A 21,003-nucleotide genomic window follows, 5' to 3' on the forward strand; every position below is an offset into this window, starting at 1 on the left:
TGTGCTGCGCCGAATTTAGGGTCGCCACCAGGACCCGTCAAGGGGATGGGAGAAAGGTTTCCGCGGGCCCGCAGAGGTCGTGAACGAACCCAAAGCGAAGGCGCCACCCCGAGGAGGGATGGCGCCTGTCCGGCCGGGCAGCAGCCGCGCCGTCGGACCCGGCCGGGCAGCAGCCGCGCCGTCGGACCCGGTCCGTCAGACCGCGTCCGGCCCGCGCTCGCCGGTGCGCACCCGGACGACGGTCTCCACCGGGACCGCCCACACCTTGCCGTCGCCGATCTTCCCGGTCCGGGCCGCCCGGACCACCGCCTCGATCACCAGGTCCGCGTCATCGTCCTCGACGACGACCTCGATCCGCACCTTGGGCACCAGGTCGATCCGGTACTCGGCCCCCCGGTACACCTCGGTGTGCCCGTGCTGGCGGCCGTACCCGCTGGCCTCGCTGACGGTCAGTCCGTGCACCCCGGCGGCCTGCAGCGCGCGCTTGACCTCGTCCAGCTTGAACGGCTTCACGATCGCGGTGATCAGCTTCATGCGGAGGGCGCCTTGTCGGACGGGTGCGCGAGCACGCTGGCGGTGGGGCGGGGCGGGAGACTCCCCTGCCCCAGCACGCCGTGGCCCAGGACGCCGTGATCGTACGCGGTCTCGGCGTGCACGGCGAGGTCCAGGCCGGTGAGTTCGTCCTCCTCGCCGGCCCGGAAGCCCATCAGCCGCTCGATCGCCCACCCGATGCCGTAGGTGACCGCGAAGGCGTAGACCGCGACGGCGGCGACGGCCACCAGCTGACGCCCCAACTGCCCGAAACCGCCGCCGTGCAGCAGCCCCGTCGCTCCGCCGGTCATCGTGGCGGTGGCGAAGAGGCCGATCAGTACGGTGCCGATCGCCCCGGCCACGAAGTGCACGCCCACCACGTCCAGCGAGTCGTCGAAGCCGAAGCGGAACTTCCAGCTCACCGCGTACGAGCAGACCACGCCCGCCGCCAGCCCGATCGCCAGTGCGCCGAGCAGGTCGACGCTGCCGCAGGACGGCGTGATCGCGACCAGGCCCGCCACCGCGCCGGAGGCCGCGCCGAGGGTGGTGGCATGGCCGTCCCGGCGCTTCTCGACCAGCAGCCAGCCGAGCAGCCCGGTGCAGCCGGCCGCCTGGGTGTTGAGCAGGGCGGAGGCGGCCAGGCCGTTGGCGCCCAGCGCCGAACCGGCGTTGAAGCCGAACCAGCCGAACCAGAGCAGGCCCGCGCCGAGCAGCACCAGCGGCAGGCTGTGCGGGCGCATCGCCTCCTTGCGGAAGCCGATCCGGGGCCCGAGCAGCAGCGCCAGGGCCAGTCCGCTCGCGCCGCAGTTGACCTCGACCACGGTGCCGCCGGCGAAGTCCAGCGCACCGAGCCGGGACAGGATCCAGCCGCCGGGCGCGAACACCCAGTGCGCGACCGGCACATAGACCAGCAGCGTCCAGACGGCGGTGAAGGCCACCCAGGCGCCGAACCTGGCCCGGTCCGCGATGGCGCCGCTGATCAGCGCGGCGGTGATGATCGCGAAGGTCAGCTGGAAGGTCGCGAACAGCACGGTGGGGACGGTGCCGGTGACCGAGGCGGGCGTGATCCCGGCCATCCCCAGGTGGTCGAGGCCGCCGATCAGCCCCCAGCCGCCGGCGTCCGGGCCGAAGGCGAGCGAGTAGCCGGCCAGGAGCCAGACCACCGTGACCACCGCGATCGAGACGAAGCTCATCATGATCATGTTGAGCACGCTCTTGGCGCGGACCATACCGCCGTAGAACAGCGCCAGCCCCGGGGTCATCAGCAGCACCAGTGCGGTGGCGGCGAGCAGCCAGGCGGTGTCGCCGGTGTCGATCCCCGACGGCGCGTCGGCGGCCAGGGAGGCGGCGCCGGGTGCGGCCGCGGACACGGCCAGGGAGGCGGCCAGGAGCATGGGAGGTCCTCCGGGAGCTGCGAAGAGGGCAGGTGCCGGAAGTGTGGCGAGAACGGATTACCGGTCGCGGACGGACACGTTTCGCCCGTGTTTCGTGTTGCCCGCCGGTTGCCCCGGGGTGACCGCACGGTTTCCGGAAGCTCACGGACCCGGACCGCACACCCCCGGCCACGGCACCGTACCCCTACCGACGGCACGCACCCGGGCACGACACAGGGCCCGGCGGTCGCACCCGCCGGGCCCTGCCCTGTCTTTACCTGGTTTCCGCCGGGTTCACCGGCGCCGGGTCAGCTCGTGGCGATCGAGGTGTCGTCGATCACGAAGCTGGTCTGCAGCGAGGAGTCCTCGGTGCCGTTGAACTTCAGGGTCACCGTCTGGCCCGCGTAGGTCGACAGGTCGAAGGTCCGCAGCTGGTAGCCCGCGGCCGCGTCCACGTTGGAGTAGGTCTTCAGCGTGGTGCCGTTGACCTGGACCGTCAGCTTGTCGTACTGGGTGGTGCCGGACTCGCCGGTGTCGATGTGCAGGTAGAAGCTCAGGGTCGCCTTGCAGCCGGCCGGGATGGTGACCGTCTGCGAGAGGCTGTCGGTGTGGGTGGAGCCGTAGCCGTTCAGCCACGACTTCCAGGTGCCACCGTGCGGGGCCTGCGAGGACGAGTTGTCGATGACGCCGCTGGAGGCGGTCCACGGCGCGGCCGTGCCCGTCTCGAAGCCCGCGTTGCCGAGCAGCTGCGCCGGGGTGCAGGTGCTGCTGCCGTCGGTGACCGCCCAGGTGAAGCTGGCCGTACCGGTCTTGTTCGCCGAGTCCTTCGCCGTCACGGTGACGTTGGAGGTGCCGATGGTGGTCGGGGTGCCGGTGACCGCACCGGTGGAGGCGTTGATCGACAGGCCGGCCGGCAGGCCGGTGGCCGAGTAGGTGAGCGGGGCGGTGCCGCCGGTGGCCTTGATGGCCAGGTTGACGGCGGTGCCGACCTTGGTGCTCTGGTTGCCCGGGCTGGTGACGGTGACGCCGCCCGGGTTCGGGGGCACGGTGCCGACGTTGACGCCCGCCCAGGCGGTGCCGACCGCGATCAGCTCGGGGCTGCCGTCGCCGTAGAGGGCCTTGGCGGCGTTCTCCGTGGCGGTGCGGGCCTGGGCGAAGTTGGTGGTGGAGGTCATGTACGAGGTCAGCGCCTTGTACCAGATCTGCAGCGCCTTGTCCCGGCCGATGCCGGTGACGGTGATGTTGTTGGTGGTCGGGCTGTTGTAGCTGACGCCGTTGATCACCTTGGCGCCGCTGCCCTCGGCCAGCAGGTAGAAGAAGTGGTTGGCGACACCGGACGAGTAGTGCACGTCCAGGTTGCCGACGCCCGAGTACCAGGAGTCGGCCGAGCCGCCGTCCTTGGAGGGCTTGTCCATGTAGCGCAGCGGCGTGCCGTTGCCGTTGATGTCGATGAGCTCGCCGACCAGGTAGTCCGGGTTGTCCTTCGGCAGGTTGGCGTAGAACTCGACCGCGTTGCCGAAGATGTCCGAGGTGGCCTCGTTGAGGCCGCCGGACTCGCCGGAGTAGTTGAGGTTGGCGGTGGCGGAGGTGACGCCGTGGCTCATCTCGTGGCCGGCCACGTCCAGCTCGGTCAGCGGGTGGGTGTCGCCGGACCCGTCGCCGTAGGTCATGCAGAAGCAGCCGTCGTCCCAGAAGGCGTTGACGTAGCCCGTGTCGTAGTGGACCCGGCTGAACGCGCCGGCGCCGTCGTTGCGGATGCCGCTGCGGCCGAAGGTGTTCTTGTAGAAGTCCCAGGTGGCGGCGGCACCGTACTGGGCGTCGACGGCGGCGGACTCGCGGTTGCTGGCCTGGCCGTTGCCCCAGGTGTCGCTGGACTTGCTGAACAGGGTGCCGTTGCCGGTGGTCCGGTTGCCCATGTCGGTGGTGTACTGCCCACCGCGGGTGCCGTCCTTGAGCTGGTACGAGGACCCGCTCTGGGTGGTGGTCAGCGGCACGTTGCCGACGAAGACGCCGGTGCCGGTGCCGGTCTTGATGCCCTCGTTCTGGCTCAGCACGGCACCGGTGGAGGCGTCGGTGACGACGTGCAGGCGGCTCGGGGTACCGTCCGACTCCTTGCCGGAGACGACGGTCTCCCAGGCGAGCTTCGGGGTCCCGTCGGCGGCCCAGACGACCAGGCGCGGAGCGGTGTCGACCGCGGAGCCGGCCTGGGCGGCCAGCGCCGCCTCCTGGGCCTTCGGCGCGGCGAGCTTCGGCGTGGTGTTCACGCCGCTCAGCACGGCCTCGCTGGCCTTGGTCACGCCCGTGGTGGCACCGGTGGCGTCCTGGTGGACGATCAGGTCGCCGCCGAGCACCGGAAGGCCGGCGTAGGTGCGCTCGTAGCGCAGGTGGCGGGCGCCGTTGGTGTCCTGGACGACATCCTTGGTGACCAGCTTCTCGTTCGCGGTCAGGCCCAGGGTCTGGGCGAGGCCGGCGGTCTGCTGGGTCGCGGAGGCGATCAGCTCGGCGCGGCTCGCCTGCTGCGCGGCGACGGCGGTCGGCGCGTCGGGGGTGACCGCCTGTGCGAGGGCCGGGAAACCGGTCACCAGCAGCGCGGTGGTGGCGGCCATGACAACCGCTGCCTTCCGGGCGTGGGCGTAACGGGACATGCGGACTCCTTTTCCGACCGCCGCGGGGTTCGCGGGCGGTGGACAGAACCTGGTCGCAGGGTTGCGACTCAGTGGGGGCCCCCGCCGCCGGTGCGCGGCGCGGGTGCGGTTGCGGAGCAAGGTGGTAAAGCGTTTCGGCAGGGGGATCGCGCCGTTCCTGACCTCGGACAGCTGCACCGGGGGGTGGGGCCCCCTCATCTGCAGCCGGAGGAATCGTGGCAGCAAACGAGCCGTTAATGACAGATGCATGCCAGTGATTGGCCGATTAGCTACCGGGCCGTACATCTGCCGGAAGGTCAGGAGTGTTACGGCGGCAAGAACATCCGACGATCGTTTTCATGTCCGCCGAAAGGTTTGGTCACCCCCTGCTGGCACTGACCAGCGCTCAGGGCGCGGGCCCGGGCCGCAGGACCCTCTCCGGCGCCCGGCGGGGGCGGCACCTCCCCTTTCCGGCCGTGCCAGGGGCGGTTTCCGGCCAACTCCATACATTGAATGGAACCGGAAACCCTGTGGATCAGTCCCGGGCCCCGCTCCGCGGTGACGGAACGGGGCCCGGTCGACGACGGACCGTCAGCGCTGCACGAACACCGCCACCGTGCGGCCCGGCACGGTGAAGGTTCCGGTCGCCGCGGCGAAGCCCGACCGCTTCACCACCGGGTCGGCGCCGGCGGCCTGGACCGGGTGGAGCACCTGGGCCGTCCCGGCGAGCGCGCCGACGGTCTGGCTCCGCTCGGTGGGCGTCGCGTTGAACACCACCGTGATCCCCTTCTCCGCGCCCGGCAGCCCGGTGCCGTCCAGGTGCAGGGTGAGCACCCCCGGGACCTCGCCGGGCGTGCCCGACAGCGGATAGCCGAGCCGCTGCTGCACGGCCGCCAGGGTCGGCAGCGCGAACAGCGGCGAGGAGCGCTTGATCCGCAGGAAGTCCTGGTACTGCGCGCCCGCCGCCGCGATGTCGGCGGGGCCCACGGTCAGCCGCGGATCCGCCAACAGGGCCTTGGCGGTGGGCCACAGCTCCTTGTTGTCCGCGGCCGGCGGCAGCCCCCGGCCCCAGCCGTTGCCGTCCCGCGGGTCCCAGTGGATCGCGTTGAACCAGTCGCCGGAGTCGTAGGAGTTGGCGTCCAGCGACTTGGAACGCAGCAGGTCGCTGCCCGCCTGGACGAAGCCGGGGCCCTGCGACAGCGTGGTCAGCGCGAGCGCCAGCGCCTGTGTCCGGGCCCGGTCGGCGGGCGCGGTACCGGCCGGCAGCTTGTACGCCAGCGCGTCGAACAGGTCGGCGTTGTCGTGCGCGTCCACGTAGGCGAGCGCCTCCCCGGGCCGGGCCGCGTAGCCGGTCGGGGCGCCGTTGTAGTCGACGTCCTTGCCGGTGACGGTCCGACCGGAGCTGTCGGTGAAGGAGTAGTCGGCCAGGTTGCCGGTCAGCCCCACCTTGAGCCGGTCCGTCTGCTGGAGCAGCCGGGCCTTCTGCTGCTCCGGGGTGCCGTTGGCGGCCGAGCCGTTCGGGTCGGTGAACAGGCCCGAGGCGAAGCCCTGCTGGGGCGCCGAGGAGAGCTGGAAGTTGCCGCCGCGCGCGGAGTCCCGGAACCGGTCGTCGAAGGTGGCGATGCCGGTGCCGGCCATGTTCCGCTGGGTGGCCTGCTCGAACCGGGCGTTGTCCGCCACCGCGCCGAAGTTCCAGCCCTCGCCGTAGAGCAGGACGTTCTTGCCGTCCACGCCGTCCGAGTCCGGCGTCATCCGGCGCAGCGCGGCCTGCACGTCCAGCATCGTGGACTTCGGGTCCAGGCCCATGAGGTCGAAGCGGAAGCCGTCCACCTTGTACTCGCGCGCCCAGGTGGTGACGGAGTCGACCACCAGGCGGTTCATCATGGCGTGCTCGGGCGCGGTGTCGGCGCAGCAACTGTCCGCGGTCACCTTGCCGTTGGCGTCCAGCCGCTGGTAGTAGCCGGGGACGACCCGGTCCAGCACCGAGTGCTCGGCCTGGCCGCTCGCGGCGGTGTGGTTGTAGACGACGTCGAGCACCACCCGCAGGCCGGCCGCGTGGATCGCCTGCACCATCCGCCGGAACTGGACGGTGCGCGCGGTCCCTTCGGGGTCGGTGGCGTACGAGCCCTCCGGCACGTTGTAGTGGAGCGGGTCGTAGCCCCAGTTGTAGGCGTCCTGGGCGGCGACGGCCGCCACGCACTCCTGCTGCTTCTCGCTGTCGGCGGCCGGCGCGGCGAGGTCGCAGGCGGGCAGCTGCTGCTCGGCCCGGTTCTCCCTGATGGTGGCGATGTCGAAGGTCGGCAGCAGGTGGATCGTGGTGACCCCGGCCGAGGCGAGCTCGCGCAGGTGCTTCGTTCCGGCCGCCTCGGACTCGGTGAAGGCCAGGTAGGTGCCGCGCTCGGCGGCCGGAACGGTGTCGTCGGCGACGGAGAAGTCCCGGACGTGCAGCTCCTGGATCTGCTCCCGCCCGAGCGGGACGGCCGGCGGCACGGCGTGGTCCTCCCAGCCCGGCGGCTTGAGCGCCTTCGCGGCGAGGTCGGCGACCAGGCTGCGCCGGGAGTCGGTGGAGAGGGCGACGGAGTACGGGTCGGTGACGGTGTTGACGACCAGCTGCTGGACCGTCGGCGCCCAGACCTTCACCTGGTACAGGTAGTACTTGCCGTCGAGTTCGGCCCGGTCCCGGACGAGCTCCCAGACGCCGGTCTCCTCGTCGCGCTTCAGCGGCAGGGTCCTCGGGGTGCCGCCGGTGGCGGTGTCGAAGACCTGGACGGAGACCTCCTGCGCGGTCGGTGCCCAGAGCGAGAGCGCGACCTTGCCGTTGTAGTACGCGGGTCCGAAGTCGACCCGGCCGGTGCGGCGGGCGTACAGGTCGTCGAGCACACCGGGGATCTGCACGCCGGTGGCGGCGAGGGCGGCGCCGCTCGGCAGGTGCTCGGTGAACAGCAGCTGGCCGCGCAGGGCTTCGGGCACCCGGGCGGTGTCGCGCGGGTCCACGGTGAAGGCGCGGTAGCCGGCCAGGTGCGGGAAGGCCGCCTTCTGGGCGACGGTCGGCCCGCCGGGCACGGGCTCCAGCCGGATCCACCGGCCGGGCCCGGTCAGCGTGCCCCGGTCGGCCCGGAGGCCGCCCGCCGGGTCGTACACCAGCTGGGCGCTGGTGCCGGCGGCGAGGACGGCGTCCCCGGCGCCGTACCCGGGCGGGACGAGGACGGTGCGGGCGTCGATCCACTGGGCCTTGGCGGTGGCGGGGTCCAGCTGGGAGGAGGCGCCGCCGGACTGCGGCAGCAGGTAGCCCTCGCGGCCGCCGAGGATCCAGACCTCGCGGCCGGTGCCGGCCAGGTCGAGCGACTGGTCGGCGGGCAGGTCCTTGTCGTTCCCCTTGTGCAGGATGTAGCTGAGGCTGGTCGCGCCGGGGGCGAGCGGCACCTCGAAGACGGCGCCGAAGGCGTCCCGGCGGACGGGCTGCAGCGGGTTGCCCCAGTCGGTGGGGCTGGCCGCGCCGGTCCAGTCGTGCAGGCCCCAGCCGTCGTAGTTCCCGTCGGCCCGGTTGTAGTGGAGCACGGCGGTGCCCGCGGGCGGGGTGTTCACCGGGCCGGGGTTCTCGGTGCGGACGGCCGGGTCGCCCTCATTCAGCCAGACCTCGCCGGTGGTGCCGAGGTCGAGGTGCCGGTCGGCGTCGACGTCCTTGACGCCGTCCTTCTCGACGACGAAGCCGAGGTCCGAGGCGCCCGGCTTGAGCTTCACATGGGCGAAGGCGCCGTAGGCGTCCCGGCCGGTGAAGCCGTGGCCGGCGGGCCACTGGGTGGCCTCGCCGTCGGCGAGGTCGCCCCAGGCGTAGAGGTTCCAGCCGTCGTAGTCGCCGTTCCTGCGCTGGTAGTGGACGACGGCGTACGGGCGGGCGGCGGCGCTGGGGACGGGCTTCGGGGCCGGGGTGCCGGTGCTGAAGCCGCCGGTCGCGGAGCGCAGCCGGCCGGCGGCGTCCTGGACCACGGCCTTGTAGCGGACGGGCGTGCCGGGGGCGACGCCGGTGAGGTCCTGGGTGACGGCATAGGGCCTCTGGCCGGCGGAGCCGGACGCACCGGTGTCGGAGCTGCCGAGCACCTGCCAGGGCCGGTCGCCGATCTGCGCCGCGAAGGTGACCCGGCCGAAGCCGCCGCCGGGCACCTCGGCGCGGACGGTGACGGTGCCGGTGGAGCCCTCGGCGGGCGCCTCCAGGGTGATCGAGGGCGCGGCGGCGGCCGGCGCGAGCTTCCCGGCGGCCTTGAGCACGACCGAGGACAGCGCGGGGACGGTGACGGTGACCCTGCGGTCGGCGCCGCTGGTGGTCCGCGCGCCGGGGGCCGGGTAGACCGGGTCGAAGCCCTGTCCGGCCGAGAAGGTGTCCAGGGTGACGGTCTTCGCCTCGGTGGCGTTGTTGACCGCGACCAGGTACTCGACCTGCTGGGCGGCGTCGATCCGGGAGAAGGCGTAGACGCCGGGGCCGTCGGCCGCGTACCGCTCGATCTGGGCGCCGTCGGCGAGCGCCGGGTGGTCGCGGCGGAGCTTCGCGAGGGCGGCGACGTCCCGGTAGGGCGCGGCGTCCCGGTCGTAGCGGTCGGCGGAACCGGGGGCGCCGCCGAGGACGCGGTCGGCGTTGTAGGAGGGGGTCTGCGAGGCGAAGACGTCCTGGCGGGCGTCCTTGTCGCCGCCGGCGCCGGTGAAGCCCTGCTCGTCGCCGTAGTAGACGACGGGCTGGCCCCGGGTGAGGAACATCAGCTCGTTGCCGAGCCGGTCCTTCTTCAGCAGGGTGGCCTCGTCGGCGCCGGGGTTGTCGGCGAGCAGGAAGGAGCCGAAGCGGCCCATGTCGTGGTTGCCGAGGAAGGTCGGCAGCTCGTAGGCGTCGGTGTCGGCGGTGGTGTAGCGGTGGTCCTGGCCGTAGAGCTCGGCCAGGCCGCGGGCCGTGCCGCCCTGGGAGACGTAGGCGCGGGCGGCGCCCTGGAACGGGAAGTCCAGGGTGGCCTGGAGCCTGCCCCTGGTGACGTAGGGCGCGGTGACGGCCGGGTCGCCGGAGTAGACCTCGCCGAACATGAAGAACTTCTTGTTGCCGCGCTTGGCGGCGAACTCCTTGAGCGCGGGCGCCCACTGCTGCCAGAAGGCCATGTTGACGTGCTTGACGGTGTCGATCCGGAAGCCGTCGACGCCGGCCTCCTCGACCCACTGCTGGTAGACCTTCTCGAAGCCCTTGACCACCTTGGGGTTCTGGGTGTCGAGGTCGTCGAGGCCGGAGAAGTCGCCCTCGGTGGCGGACTCGCCGGCGAAGGTGGAGTCGCCCCGGTTGTGGTAGAGCGCGGGGTCGTTGAGCCAGGCCGGGGTCTTGGCGGTGGCGTCGGAGGGCTTGCGGAACACCGGGCTGTAGGGGAACGAGTCCTTGGTCAGCTTCGGCCAGGCCCGCTCTGGGGGCACCTCCCGGCCGGAGGCTGGGGGCGCGTCGGCGAGCGCGGTCTCGTCGACGGGGTTGCCGTCGGCGTCCAGCACGGGGTACGCGCCGGTGCTGCGGTAGCCGGACTGCCCCTGCCGGTTGTCGATGATGTCGGCGGTGTGGTTGGTGATGACGTCGAAGAAGACCTTGATGCCCCGGGCGTGGGCCTTGGCTATCAGCTCCTTCAACTGCTCGTTGGTGCCGAAGTGCGGGTCGACCCGGGTGAAGTCGGTGATCCAGTAGCCGTGGTAGCCGGCACTGGCGGCGTCCCCGGTGCCCTGGACCGGCTTGTTGGTGAAGATCGGCGCCATCCAGATCGCGGTGGTGCCGAGGTCCTGGATGTAGTCGAGCCGCTGGATCAGCCCGGCGAGGTCGCCTCCGTGGTAGAAGCCCTTGTCGGCCGGGTCGAGGCCGTGGTCCAGGCGGGTGCCCGTGATGCCGCCGGTGTCGTTGCCCCGGTCGCCGTTGGCGAAGCGGTCCGGCAGGACGAAGTAGAACTGCTCGCGGGTGAGGTCGTGCCGTCCGGCGGTGGCGGCCAGCGCGGCGTCCGAGGGCGGTCCGGGCGGGGCGGCGGCGAGCGCGGCCGGTCCGGCGGTGCCGAGGGTGGCGGCGGTGAGCGCGGCGGCGAGGAGCACCGCCGTCCGTCCGGGTCTGCGAGGGGTGCTCCGCCGGCGGCGGGGCGGGACTTCGGCCACTGAAGGCTCCCTTGCGCGGGTATACGGGGTCATGGGGTGGTCGGGTGGCCGAGACGCTAGCGGCCTGCAATATGTTTCAGCAAGATGCAGAAAGCGTTTCGGTCGGGGAAAATCCGCCCCGCTCCCGCGCTCCCACCCCCGATTGCGCCGCCCCGCCCGTCCGGCGTGACAATGGGACGTATGCCCGTCCCACCGGTTGACCCCAGATCCGTCCGCACCCCCTCCCCCGGTGGGAGCCACCCCCTACCTCTGAAGGGGGACAGCCGGTGAAGAATCCACTTCCGGAGGATGAGCAGACGGCTACGGGACGTCTGGCAGACTTCTCGTCCATGGGGGAACCGACCGAGATCCAGCAGAACGGCGGCCGCATGCCCGACGGAGCCACCCGTGCGGCCCGCACCCGTACCGCGGCCCTGCGTGACCGCGTCCGCGAGCAGCGCCGGTCGCCCGCGCGGCCGAGACTCTGGTTCGAGCTGGCACTGATCGGCGTCAGCTACTGGATCTACTCCCTGGTGCGCAACGCCGTCCCCGAGCAGGAGACGATCGCGCAGAAGCACGCCGGCTGGATCTGGGACCTCGAGCGCTCCCTCGGCATCGCCGTCGAGCGCTCGATCAACCACGCGGTCGACAGCGTCGGCTGGCTGATCACCGGGATGAACTACTACTACGCGACGCTGCACTTCGTGGTGACCATCGGCGTCCTGGTCTGGCTCTACCGGTGGCACCCCGGCCGCTACGCCGCGACCCGCACGGTGCTGTTCGTCACCACCGCGATCGCGCTGGTCGGCTTCTACTTCTTCCCGCTGGCCCCGCCCCGGCTGATGACCGACGGCGGCTTCATCGACACCGTGAAGACGCACGGCACCTGGGGCTCGATGGCCTCCGGCCCGGCCACCCACGTCTCCAACCAGTTCGCCGCGATGCCCTCGATGCACATCGGCTGGTCGACGTGGTGCGGGCTGACCATCTTCTTCCTGGCCCGCCGGACCTGGATCCGGGTGCTCGGCCTGCTCTACCCGGCGGCCACCCTGATGGTGATCGTCGCCACCGCCAACCACTTCTGGATGGACGCCGTCGGCGGCCTGCTGTGCCTGCTGGTGGGCTTCCTCACCGCGGGCTGGCTCTACCACTCCTGGGTGTACAGACTTCCGCAGGTGCCCGCCCGGGAGCTGCCGGCCGAGCCGGTCACCGTGCCCGAGCAGTGGAGCGAGCCCGCGGTGAGCAGCTCCCGCCGCTGAGGCCGAGGACGAGGACGTGGAGAGGGGCTCCGGGCGACCGGGGCCCCTCTCGGCATTCCCCGCAGAAGTCCGTCAGCCGTAGAACAGCCGCTCCACCACCGACCGGGCCCGCCGGGTGGTGCGCCGGTAGTCGTCCACCACCTCGCCGCTGTGCCCGGCCCCGTACCCCAGGTAGCGGGCCACCCCGGCCAGCTCCCGGGTGTCCACCGGGAAGGAGTCGCCCGGCCGGCCGCGCACCAGCATCACCGCCGAACGCACCCGGGAGGCCAGCACCCAGGCCGCGTCCAGCACCTCCGCGTCCTCCGCGCCGACCAGCCCGGCCCCGACCGCCGCCGCCAGCGCCGCCCTGGTCCGGGTGGTGCGCAGCCCCGGCAGCTCGTGCCCGTGCCGCAGCTGGAGCAGCTGGACGGTCCACTCGACGTCCGCCAGCCCGCCCCGGCCGATCTTGGTGTGGGTGGTCGGATCGGCGCCGCGCGGCAGCCGCTCCGCCTCGATCCTGGCCTTGATCCGGCGGATCTCCAGCACGTCCCGCTCGGGCACCCCCTCGCCGGGGAAGCGCAGCGGGTCGATCAGCTGCCGGAACCGCTCCCCCAGCTCCGGGTCCCCGGCCACCGGTTCGGCCCGCAGCAGCGCCTGGCTCTCCCAGGCGTGCGACCAGCGCCGGTAGTACGCGGTGTACGAGGCGAGCGAGCGCACCAGCGGGCCGTTGCGCCCCTCCGGCCGCAGGTCGGCGTCCACCTCCAGCGGCGGCTCGGTGGACGGCGCGGCGAGCAGGGTGCGCAGCTCGTGGCAGACCGACTGGGCGGCCCGGGCGGCGTCCTCCTCCAGCGAGCCGAGCAGCGGCTCGTGGACGAAGAGCACGTCCGCGTCCGAGCCGTAGCCCAGCTCGTGCCCGCCGAACCGGCCCATCGCGATCACCGCGATCCGGGTCGGCAGCTCGCCGTTGCGGGCCTCCCAGCCGGCCACGCAGGCCCGCAGCGCGCCCTGCAGGGTGGCCGCGTTGAGGGCGGTGAGCGCCTCGCCGGCGGTGTCCAGCGCCTGCGCCGGGTCCTCGCCGAGCCGCCCGAGCACATCGGCGGCGGCGGTGCGGAACAGCTCCCGGCGGCGCACCGAGCGCACCGCCGCGACCGCGCCGGCCACCGAGTCGGCCCGGCGGACGGCGGCCAGCACCTCCTGCTCCAGCGCGGGCCGCCCGCGCGGCACCAGTCCCTGCGGGTCGCCGAGCATGGCGACCGCCTCCGGTGCCCGCAGCAGCAGGTCGGGGGCGAGCCGTCCGGCCGACAGGACCCGCGCCAGCTGCTCGGCGGCGGCGCTCTCGTCGCGCAGCAGCCGCAGGTACCAGGGGGTGCGGCCGAGCGCGTCCGAGACCTGGCGGAAGTTGAGCAGTCCGGCGTCCGGGTCGGCGGAGTCGGCGAACCAGCCGAGCAGCACCGGCAGCAGGGTGCGCTGGATCGCCGCCTTGCGGCTGACCCCGGCGGCGAGCGCGCTCAGGTGCCGCAGTGCGGCGGCCGGGTCGGCGTAGCCCAGCGCCTCCAGCCGGGCCCGGGCCGCGTCCTGGCGCAGACCCGCCGCGCCCGGCGGCAGCTCGGCGACGGCGTCCAGCAGCGGCCGGTAGAACAGCTTCTCGTGCAGCCGGCGCACCTCGACGGCGTGCCGCTTCCACTCCCGCCGCAGCGCGGCGACCGGGTCGGCCCTGGTGTCGTCGTTGATCAGCGGCGCCAGCGAGCGGGCCAGTCGGCGCTGGTCCTCCTCGTCGGTGGGCATCAGATGGGTGCGGCGCAGCCGGTGCAACTGGATCCGGTGCTCCAGCGAGCGCAGGAACCGGTAGGCGGCGTCCAGCGAGGCGGCGTCGGCGCGACCCACGTAGCCGCCCCGGGAGAGCGCGGCCAGCGCCTCCAGGGTGTTGCCGCTGCGCAGTGCCCCGTCGGTGCGGCCGTGCACCAGTTGGAGCAGCTGGACGGAGAACTCGACGTCGCGCAGCCCGCCGGGGCCCAGCTTGAGCTGGCGGTCCAGCTCGGTGGCGGGGATCGAGTCGATCACCCGGCGGCGCATCTGCTGCACATCGGTGACGAAGTTCTCCCGGGCGGCGGCCTGCCAGACCATCGGCGCCAGCTCGGCGACGTACGCCTCGCCGAGTTCGGCGTCGCCGGCCACCGGGCGGGCCTTGAGCAGCGCCTGGAACTCCCAGGTCTTGGCCCAGCGCCGGTAGTAGGCGACATGGCTGGCCAGGGTGCGAACCAGCGGGCCGTTGCGGCCCTCGGGGCGCAGATTGGCGTCCACCGGCCAGATGGTGCCCTCGCCGGTGGTGTCGGCGCACAGCCGGGTGAGCGCGGCGGCCAGCCGGGTGGCGGCCTTGACCGCCCGGTGCTCCTCGACGCCCTCGCGCGGCTCCGCGACGAAGATGACGTCCACGTCGGAGACGTAGTTGAGCTCGCGGCCGCCGCACTTGCCCATGCCGATGACGGCGAGCCGGCAGTCGGCGGCGGCCTCCGGGTCCTGCGCGGCGGCCAGGTCCAGGGCGGTCTGGAGGGTGGCGCCGGCCAGGTCGGCGAGTTCGGCGGCGGTCTGGGCGAGGTCGGTGGTGCCGGTGAGGTCACGGGCGGCGACCGCCAGCAGGCAGCGGCGGTAGCCGACCCGCAGCGCGTCGGCCGGGCGGCCGGTGGGGTCGGCGGCGACGGCCTCGGCGAGCGCCCGGCGGAAGTCCGCCGGACCGGGGTGCATGTCGCGCAGTTCGAAGGTGACCAGGACGTGCCAGTCGTGCGGGTGCCTGGCGAGGTGGTCGGCGAGCGCGGTGGACGCGCCGAGCACCCCGAGCAGCCGGTCGCGCAGCGGCTTGGAGGTGGTCAGGGTGTCGCGCAGGGTGTGCCGGTCGGTCTCCTCGGCGGCCTCCAGCAGCCGGGACAGGCCGAGCAGGGCGAGGTCGGGGTCGGCGGTGGCGGCGAGCGCGTCGAGCACGACCGGGTCCGCGGCCAGCCCGTCCAGGGCCGGTTCGGCGAGCAGCCGCAGCGCCTTGGCGGGGTCGGTGAACCCCCGTCGCGCCAGTCTGGTCTCCGGTCGGCTCACCCGGCTGCCGGCCCGCTGTTCCTCCACCGCTACCGCCCCTCCGTCCGTCCGCCCCCCGTCCGCCCCAGCAGGCTACGCGCCCCCGGCGCGGCACGCCCGGGCGTGACCGCCGGACGGACACCGGTGTCGCCCGTCCGTGACCCCGGGGCCGCCGCGCTCGTTCACCCGGCGTCCCCGCCCGCCGCCTCCCCCACCCTCCCGGAGGGTCCGATGCCCGGCCGTCTGCCCTCGCTCACCGGGCTGCGCTTCTGGGCCGCGCTGCTGGTGGTGCTCTACCACCTGGCGCGCAAGCTCGGCGAGCTGCCGCTGCTCGGCCCGCTCTCCTGGTACGGGCGTTCCGGGGTCACCTTCTTCTTCGTCCTCTCCGGCTTCGTCCTCGCCTGGACGTACGACGGCTCGCCCGCCGGCGCCCGGTCCTTCGCCCGGCGCCGGTTCGCCCGGATCTGGCCGCTGCACGCGCTGACCACCGCGCTGTCGCTGGGCGCGAACGCCGCCCTGGGCCTGGCCGTGCCGCTGGCGGCCGTGCTCTGGTCGCTGCCGCTGCTGCACGCCTGGGCGCCGGGGACGGTCTTCGGCGGCAACCCGGCCTCTTGGTCGCTGGGCGCCGAGGCCTGGTTCTACCTGCTGTTCCCGGCCCTGCTGCGACTGCTGGCCCCGCGCCGGCGGAGCTGGCTGCCGCTGGCGGCGGCCTGCGCCGCGCTCGGCCCGGTGCTCTGGGCGGCGGGCGCGCTGCTGCCCGCCGATCCCGCCCTGCGCGGCTGGCTGCTGGACTACCTGCCGCTGACCCGCACCCCGCAGTTCGTGCTCGGGGTGGTCACCGGGCTGGCCGCCCGGCACGGGCTGCTCCCCCGGGTGCGGCTCGGCGCGGCCGCGGCGGCGGTGGCCGGCTGGCACCTCCTGCTGGTGCCCTGGCACGCGGCCGTCCCCGACACCCTGTGGTGGGGCCCGTACAGCGCCTCGCAGCTGTTCCCGGCCCCGCTGTTCGCGGCCCTGCTGGTGGCCGCCGCCGGGCGGGACGCGGCGGGCACGGCGCCCCGGCTGCTCTCCGGGCGGACGGCGGTGCTGCTCGGCGAGTGGTCCTACGCCTGGTACCTGGTGCACGAGATCGGCATCCGCTGCTGGCTGTGGACGGCCGGCCGACCGGCCGGGACGCTCGCGCTGCTCGCCGTCGACCTGCTGCTCGCCACCGGGACACTGGCCGCGGCGGGCGCCCTCCACCGGTGGGTGGAGCGCCCCTGCGAGCGACTGCTGCGCGGGGCGCCCCGGCCCGCCGGAACGCCGCTGCCGCACCCCCCGGTGCGGGTGGTGCGGCAGCGGCGCCGGTCGGTGCCGGGCGGTCAGCCCTCCAGCGAGCCGTCCAGGTTCACGTAGGCGTAGAAGACACCGAGGTCGTAGCCGTCCTTGTCGGTGTCGAACTTGATGCTGATGTCGGTGTCCCCGTTGCGCAGGAACGGCGAGATGTCCCAGCGGTTGGAGTCGTAGCCGAAGTTGTTGCGGTTGTACGGGTTGCGGACGAACTGGTCCGCGGGGACCAACTCCTCGATGGTGGAGTTGAACGCGTCGTTGGAGGCGTGGTTGACGTCCGAGAAGATCGACAGCGGCCCGTTGGTGGACTTCATCGCCAGGGTGTCCCCGGTCCACTTCAGGTCGCCGTCGTAGACGATGAAGCCGAGCTTGCCGGCGACCGGCCCGGTGGCCGGGGTCTGCAGCCCGTCGAGGGTGAACTCGCGGGGCGGGCTGTCCGGCAGCTCCACCTGGAAGCCGTCCCAGATGTGGACGTGGCGCAGCGGCTTGCAGTCGTTCTCGTACGCCACCACGATCGACCAGCCGCCCCAGCTGTGCGGCTTGACCACCGAGTCCATGTTGGCGGCGGTGTAGGTGCCGTTGCCGGCGTTCTTCACCAGGTCGGTGATGTCGGCGGAGGCCTGGTAGCTGCTCTCGTCGGTGGTGGTGATGTAGCCGATGGACGGCTGGTCGTTGGCGATGTTGCGGTACTGGTTCTCGCCCGGGACCTTCAGGTAGATCTCGTCGATCCGGCTCTCCGGCAGGACGGTGGTACCGATGCCCCGGGTGCCGCCCCAGTACAGCCGGGCGTACTTGACCTTGGAGCCCTCCAGCAGCCCGAGGTCGGCCGAGCTGGCCGAGTAGATCTCGTCGCCGAGCGGGCCGATGCTGCCCGGATCGATGTTGATGTACTTCATCTGGTAGTTGTTGTTGATCGGCCGGCTGCCCGCACCGGTCCGGGCGTCCACGCACGGCGGCTGCGCCGGGTCGACCGGCGGCTGGGTCTCGTCACAGGTCATCAGGGAGTTGCTGATCCGCGTGACGGAGCCGTGGAAGTCGCCCTGGAAGCGGGTCTTGAACGGCAGCGGGTTGGAGACGATGGTGTCGGCACGCTGCTGCGGGCCCTTGGGGCCCGAGCCGCGGGCGTCCGCGATCGGGGCGGTGAGCAGCTGTCCGGCGACGGCGACGACGGCCACACCGCTGATCCCGATCCGACGGGCGAGGGTACGGACGGCGGCGGCGCGGCTGACGGTGGAGGAGGGCATGAGGTCCTCTCAGGGGGGAGGGGATTGATCACGCTTATCGGATCACAACGCAACGTCACAATCCCCTCACGTACCGCCATCAGGGAACGGGCCAACCCAAACGGCGGGCCCGCCGTCATCCATTGGAACGACGGCGGGCCCGGTGATGCTTGACGTGGCGTCAGCCCCCTGTGGCGGGGATTCCCCCTACAGGACCTGGAGGTTCTTGCGCAGCTCGAAGGGGGTGACCTCGGAGCGGTACTCCTCCCACTCCTGCTTCTTGTTGCGCAGGAAGAAGTCGAAGACATGCTCGCCCAGCGTCTCCGCGACCAGCTCGCTGCGCTGCATCAGGTCGATCGCCTCGCCCAGGTTCTGCGGCATCGGCTGGATGCCGAGGGCGCGGCGCTCGGGGTCGGTGAGGGCCCACACGTCGTCGTCGGCGCCCGGCGGGAGCTCGTAGCCCTCCTCGATGCCCTTCAGACCGGCCGCCAGGGTGACGGCGTAGGCCAGATAGGGGTTGCAGCCGGTGTCCAGGGAGCGGACCTCGACCCGGGTGGAGCCCTGCTTGCCCGGCTTGTACATCGGGACCCGGATCAGCGCGGAGCGGTTGTTGTGGCCCCAGCAGATGTACGACGGGGCCTCGCCGCCGGCGCCGGCGGTGCGCTGGGAGCCGCCCCAGATCCGCTTGTAGGAGTTCACCCACTGGTTGGTGACGGCGGCGGTCTCGGCGGCGTGGCGGAGCAGGCCGGCGATGAAGGAGCGGCCGACCTTGGAGAGCTGGTACTCGGCGCCCGTCTCGTGGAAGGCGTTGCGGTCGCCCTCGAACAGCGAGAGGTGGGTGTGCATGCCCGAGCCGGGGTGGTCGGAGAAGGGCTTCGGCATGAAACTGGCGTGCACGCCCTGCTCCAGCGCGACCTCCTTCATCACCAGCCGGAAGGTCATGATGTTGTCGGCCGTGGAGAGCGCGTCGGCGTAGCGCAGGTCGATCTCCTGCTGCCCCGGGGCGCCCTCGTGGTGGGAGAACTCCACCGAGATGCCCATCGACTCCAGCATGGTGATCGCCTGGCGGCGGAAGTCGTGGCCCACCCCGCGCGGGGTGTGGTCGAAGTAGCCGGAGTGGTCGGCGGGGATCGGCGCGGTGCCGTCGCCGGGCAGGTTCTTCAGCAGGAAGAACTCGATCTCGGGGTGGGTGTAGAAGGTGAAGCCCTGGGCGGAGGCCTTCTCCAGGGTGCGCTTCAGCACGAACCTCGGGTCGGCGTAGGAGGGCGAGCCGTCCGGCATCAGGATGTCGCAGAACATCCGCGCGGTGCCCGGGGTCTCCGAGCGCCACGGCAGGATCTGGAAGGTGGTCGGGTCCGGCTTCGCGATCATGTCGGACTCGTACACCCGGGCGAATCCCTCGATCGCCGAGCCGTCGAAGCCGATGCCCTCCTCGAACGCCTGCTCCAGCTCGGCCGGCGCCACCGCGACCGACTTGAGGAACCCCAGGACATCGGTGAACCACAGCCGGACGAACCGGATGTCACGCTCTTCGAGCGTCCGAAGCACGAACTCCTGCTGCTTGCCCATGGGGACAGTCTCACCTCTGCTCTTTACGTTCGTGTTACGCCCGGAAACCACCCCGGCAGCGACTGCTCCCATCATGGCGGATCGCGGCCGCCGGAGGCAGTGGCGACCCCGGCCAAGACATTTCGTCAGATCGACGATTAGACTCGGTGGCATGCCCAATCTGCGTCTCGCCCTCTGCCAGACCGACCCCTGGGTCGGTGACATCGCGCGCAACGGCGACGAGGTGGTGCGCTGGACCAGGCAGGCCGTCGAGGCCGGTGCCCAGCTGGTCGCGTTCCCCGAGATGGCCCTGACCGGCTACCCGGTCGAGGACCTCGCGCTGCGCCGCTCCTTCGTCGAGGCGTCGCGGTCCGGACTGGCCGAGCTGGCCGGGCGGCTCGCCGCAGCCGGGCTCGGCGAGGTGCCGGTGGTGGTGGGCTACCTCGGCCGCTCCGAGCAGCCCTCGCCGCGCTTCGGCCGGCCGGCCGGCTCCCCGCAGAACTGCGCCGCGGTGCTGTTCCGCGGCGAGGTCGCCACCCGGTTCGCCAAGCACCACCTGCCGAACTACGGCGTGTTCGACGAGTACCGCTGGTTCGTCCCCGGCGACCAGCTGCCGGTGGTGCGGGTGCACGGGGTGGACGTCGCGCTGGCGATCTGCGAGGACATCTGGCAGGACGGCGGCCGGGTGACCGCCGCCCGCGAGGCCGGGGCGGGCCTGCTGCTGGTGATCAACGGCTCGCCGTACGAGCGCAACAAGGACGACGCCCGGCTGGAGCTGGTGCGGCGCCGGGCCGCCGAGGCCGGCTGCGCGCTCGCCTACGTGAACATGGTCGGCGGCCAGGACGAGCTGGTCTTCGACGGCGACTCGATCGTGGTCGCCCCGGACGGCGAGGTGCTGGCCCGCTCGCCGCAGTTCGAGGAGCACCTGCTGGTGCTGGACCTCGACCTGCCGGCCGCCGGCAGCGACCACACCGACGGGCTGCTGCTCTCCGACGGCCTGCACCTGGTCCGCGCCGAGCTGGGCAGCGGGAGCGCCGACGCGCCCGCCGAGGCGGTCCGCGCCGAGGTCGCGCCGCGGATCACCGACGAGGCCGAGATCTGGTCCGCGCTGGTCGCCGGCACCCGGGCCTACGTGCGCAAGAACGGCTTCCGCTCGGTGCTGATCGGCCTGTCCGGCGGCATCGACTCGGCCGTGGTGGCCGCCATCGCGGTGGACGCGGTCGGCGCCGAGAACGTGCACTGCGTCTCGATGCCGAGCCGCTACTCCTCGCAGCACTCCCGGGACGACGCGGCCGAGCTGGCCCACCGCACCGGGCTGAACTTCCGCACGGTGTCGATCGCCCCGATGTTCGACGCCTACATGGCCGCCACCGAGCTGACCGGACTGGCCGAGGAGAACCTCCAGTCCCGGCTGCGCGGCACCCTGCTGATGGCGATCTCCAACCAGGAGGGGCACATCGTGCTCGCGCCCGGCAACAAGAGCGAGCTGGCGGTCGGCTACTCGACCCTGTACGGCGACTCGGTCGGCGCCTACGGCCCGATCAAGGACGTCTACAAGTCGCTGGTCTTCCGGCTGGCCCGCTGGCGCAACGAGGAGGCCGGGCGGCTCGGCGCGGTGCCGCCGATCCCGGAGAACACCATCGTCAAGCCGCCGTCCGCCGAGCTGCGGCCGGACCAGAAGGACACCGACTCGCTGCCGGACTACGACCTGCTGGACACCGTCCTCGACCTCTACATCGAGGGCGACCAGGGCCGGGACGCGATCGTGGCGGCCGGCTTCGACCCGGCCGTGGTGGACCGGGTGGTGCGGCTGGTCGACACCGCCGAGTACAAGCGCCGGCAGTACCCGCCGGGCCCGAAAATCTCGGTCAAGGGCTTCGGCCGGGACCGCCGGCTCCCGATCACCAACCGGTGGCGCCGGGGCTGAGTACTGCCTCGATTGTTCGCC

At 72.6% G+C, this 21,003-nt stretch carries 10 protein-coding genes; 3 read left to right on the forward strand and 7 right to left on the reverse strand.

The features are described 5' to 3' along the window. Window positions 1–195: 195 nt before the first annotated feature. From OG715_RS13830 to pulA, 4 genes are all read right to left on the reverse strand, one after another. Entirely contained in the window at window positions 196–534 is a 339-nt protein-coding gene (locus OG715_RS13830; RefSeq protein WP_266269004.1) for a P-II family nitrogen regulator, read from the reverse strand. Next, the gene (locus OG715_RS13835; protein WP_266269005.1) at window positions 531–1,925 is read right to left on the reverse strand and encodes an ammonium transporter; all 1,395 of its coding nucleotides are present in this window, start codon (window positions 1,923–1,925) and stop codon (window positions 531–533) included. Before OG715_RS13835 ends, OG715_RS13830 begins: the two co-directional genes overlap by 4 nt. Window positions 1,926–2,212: 287 nt before the next feature. Then, window positions 2,213–4,549, reverse strand: a complete 2,337-nt coding sequence (locus OG715_RS13840; protein WP_266269006.1) for a M4 family metallopeptidase — start codon at window positions 4,547–4,549, stop codon at window positions 2,213–2,215. 570 nt (window positions 4,550–5,119) lie between these two features. Further along, on the reverse strand, window positions 5,120–10,678 hold the full coding sequence (pulA, locus tag OG715_RS13845; RefSeq protein WP_407660977.1) for a pullulanase-type alpha-1,6-glucosidase: 5,559 nt from the start codon (window positions 10,676–10,678) through the stop codon (window positions 5,120–5,122). A 329-nt stretch (window positions 10,679–11,007) separates the two neighbouring features. Between pulA and OG715_RS13850 the strand changes: the two genes are divergently transcribed. After that, entirely contained in the window at window positions 11,008–11,916 is a 909-nt protein-coding gene (locus OG715_RS13850) for a phosphatase PAP2 family protein (RefSeq protein ID WP_266269008.1), read from the forward strand. Between the two features lie 72 nt (window positions 11,917–11,988). Here OG715_RS13850 and OG715_RS13855 read toward each other — a convergent pair whose 3' ends face one another. After that, window positions 11,989–15,006, reverse strand: coding sequence for a bifunctional [glutamine synthetase] adenylyltransferase/[glutamine synthetase]-adenylyl-L-tyrosine phosphorylase (locus tag OG715_RS13855; RefSeq protein WP_266269010.1), 3,018 nt, complete (start codon window positions 15,004–15,006; stop codon window positions 11,989–11,991). Window positions 15,007–15,189: 183 nt separating this feature from the next. Here OG715_RS13855 and OG715_RS13860 point away from each other — a divergent pair, with 183 nt between their 5' ends. Beyond that, window positions 15,190–16,350: an acyltransferase family protein gene (locus OG715_RS13860; RefSeq protein ID WP_266269012.1), complete on the forward strand. Its 1,161-nt coding sequence runs from the start codon at window positions 15,190–15,192 to the stop codon at window positions 16,348–16,350. Here OG715_RS13860 and OG715_RS13865 read toward each other — a convergent pair. Next, window positions 16,317–17,528 (reverse strand): hypothetical protein, encoded by a 1,212-nt coding sequence (locus OG715_RS13865; RefSeq protein ID WP_266269014.1) that lies wholly within the window; start codon window positions 17,526–17,528, stop codon window positions 16,317–16,319. The genes OG715_RS13860 and OG715_RS13865 overlap by 34 nt on opposite strands. Window positions 17,529–17,714: 186 nt before the next feature. Next, complete coding sequence (locus OG715_RS13870) at window positions 17,715–19,076, reverse strand: glutamine synthetase family protein (RefSeq protein WP_266269015.1); 1,362 nt, start codon at window positions 19,074–19,076, stop codon at window positions 17,715–17,717. A 151-nt stretch (window positions 19,077–19,227) separates the two neighbouring features. Here OG715_RS13870 and OG715_RS13875 point away from each other — a divergent pair, with 151 nt between their 5' ends. Next, window positions 19,228–20,982: an NAD+ synthase gene (locus OG715_RS13875; RefSeq protein WP_266269016.1), complete on the forward strand. Its 1,755-nt coding sequence runs from the start codon at window positions 19,228–19,230 to the stop codon at window positions 20,980–20,982. The last annotated feature ends 21 nt before the right edge of the window (window positions 20,983–21,003 follow it).

Origin of the sequence: Kitasatospora purpeofusca (assembly GCF_036010405.1) — a bacterium.
Lineage (GTDB): Bacteria > Actinomycetota > Actinomycetes > Streptomycetales > Streptomycetaceae > Kitasatospora > Kitasatospora purpeofusca.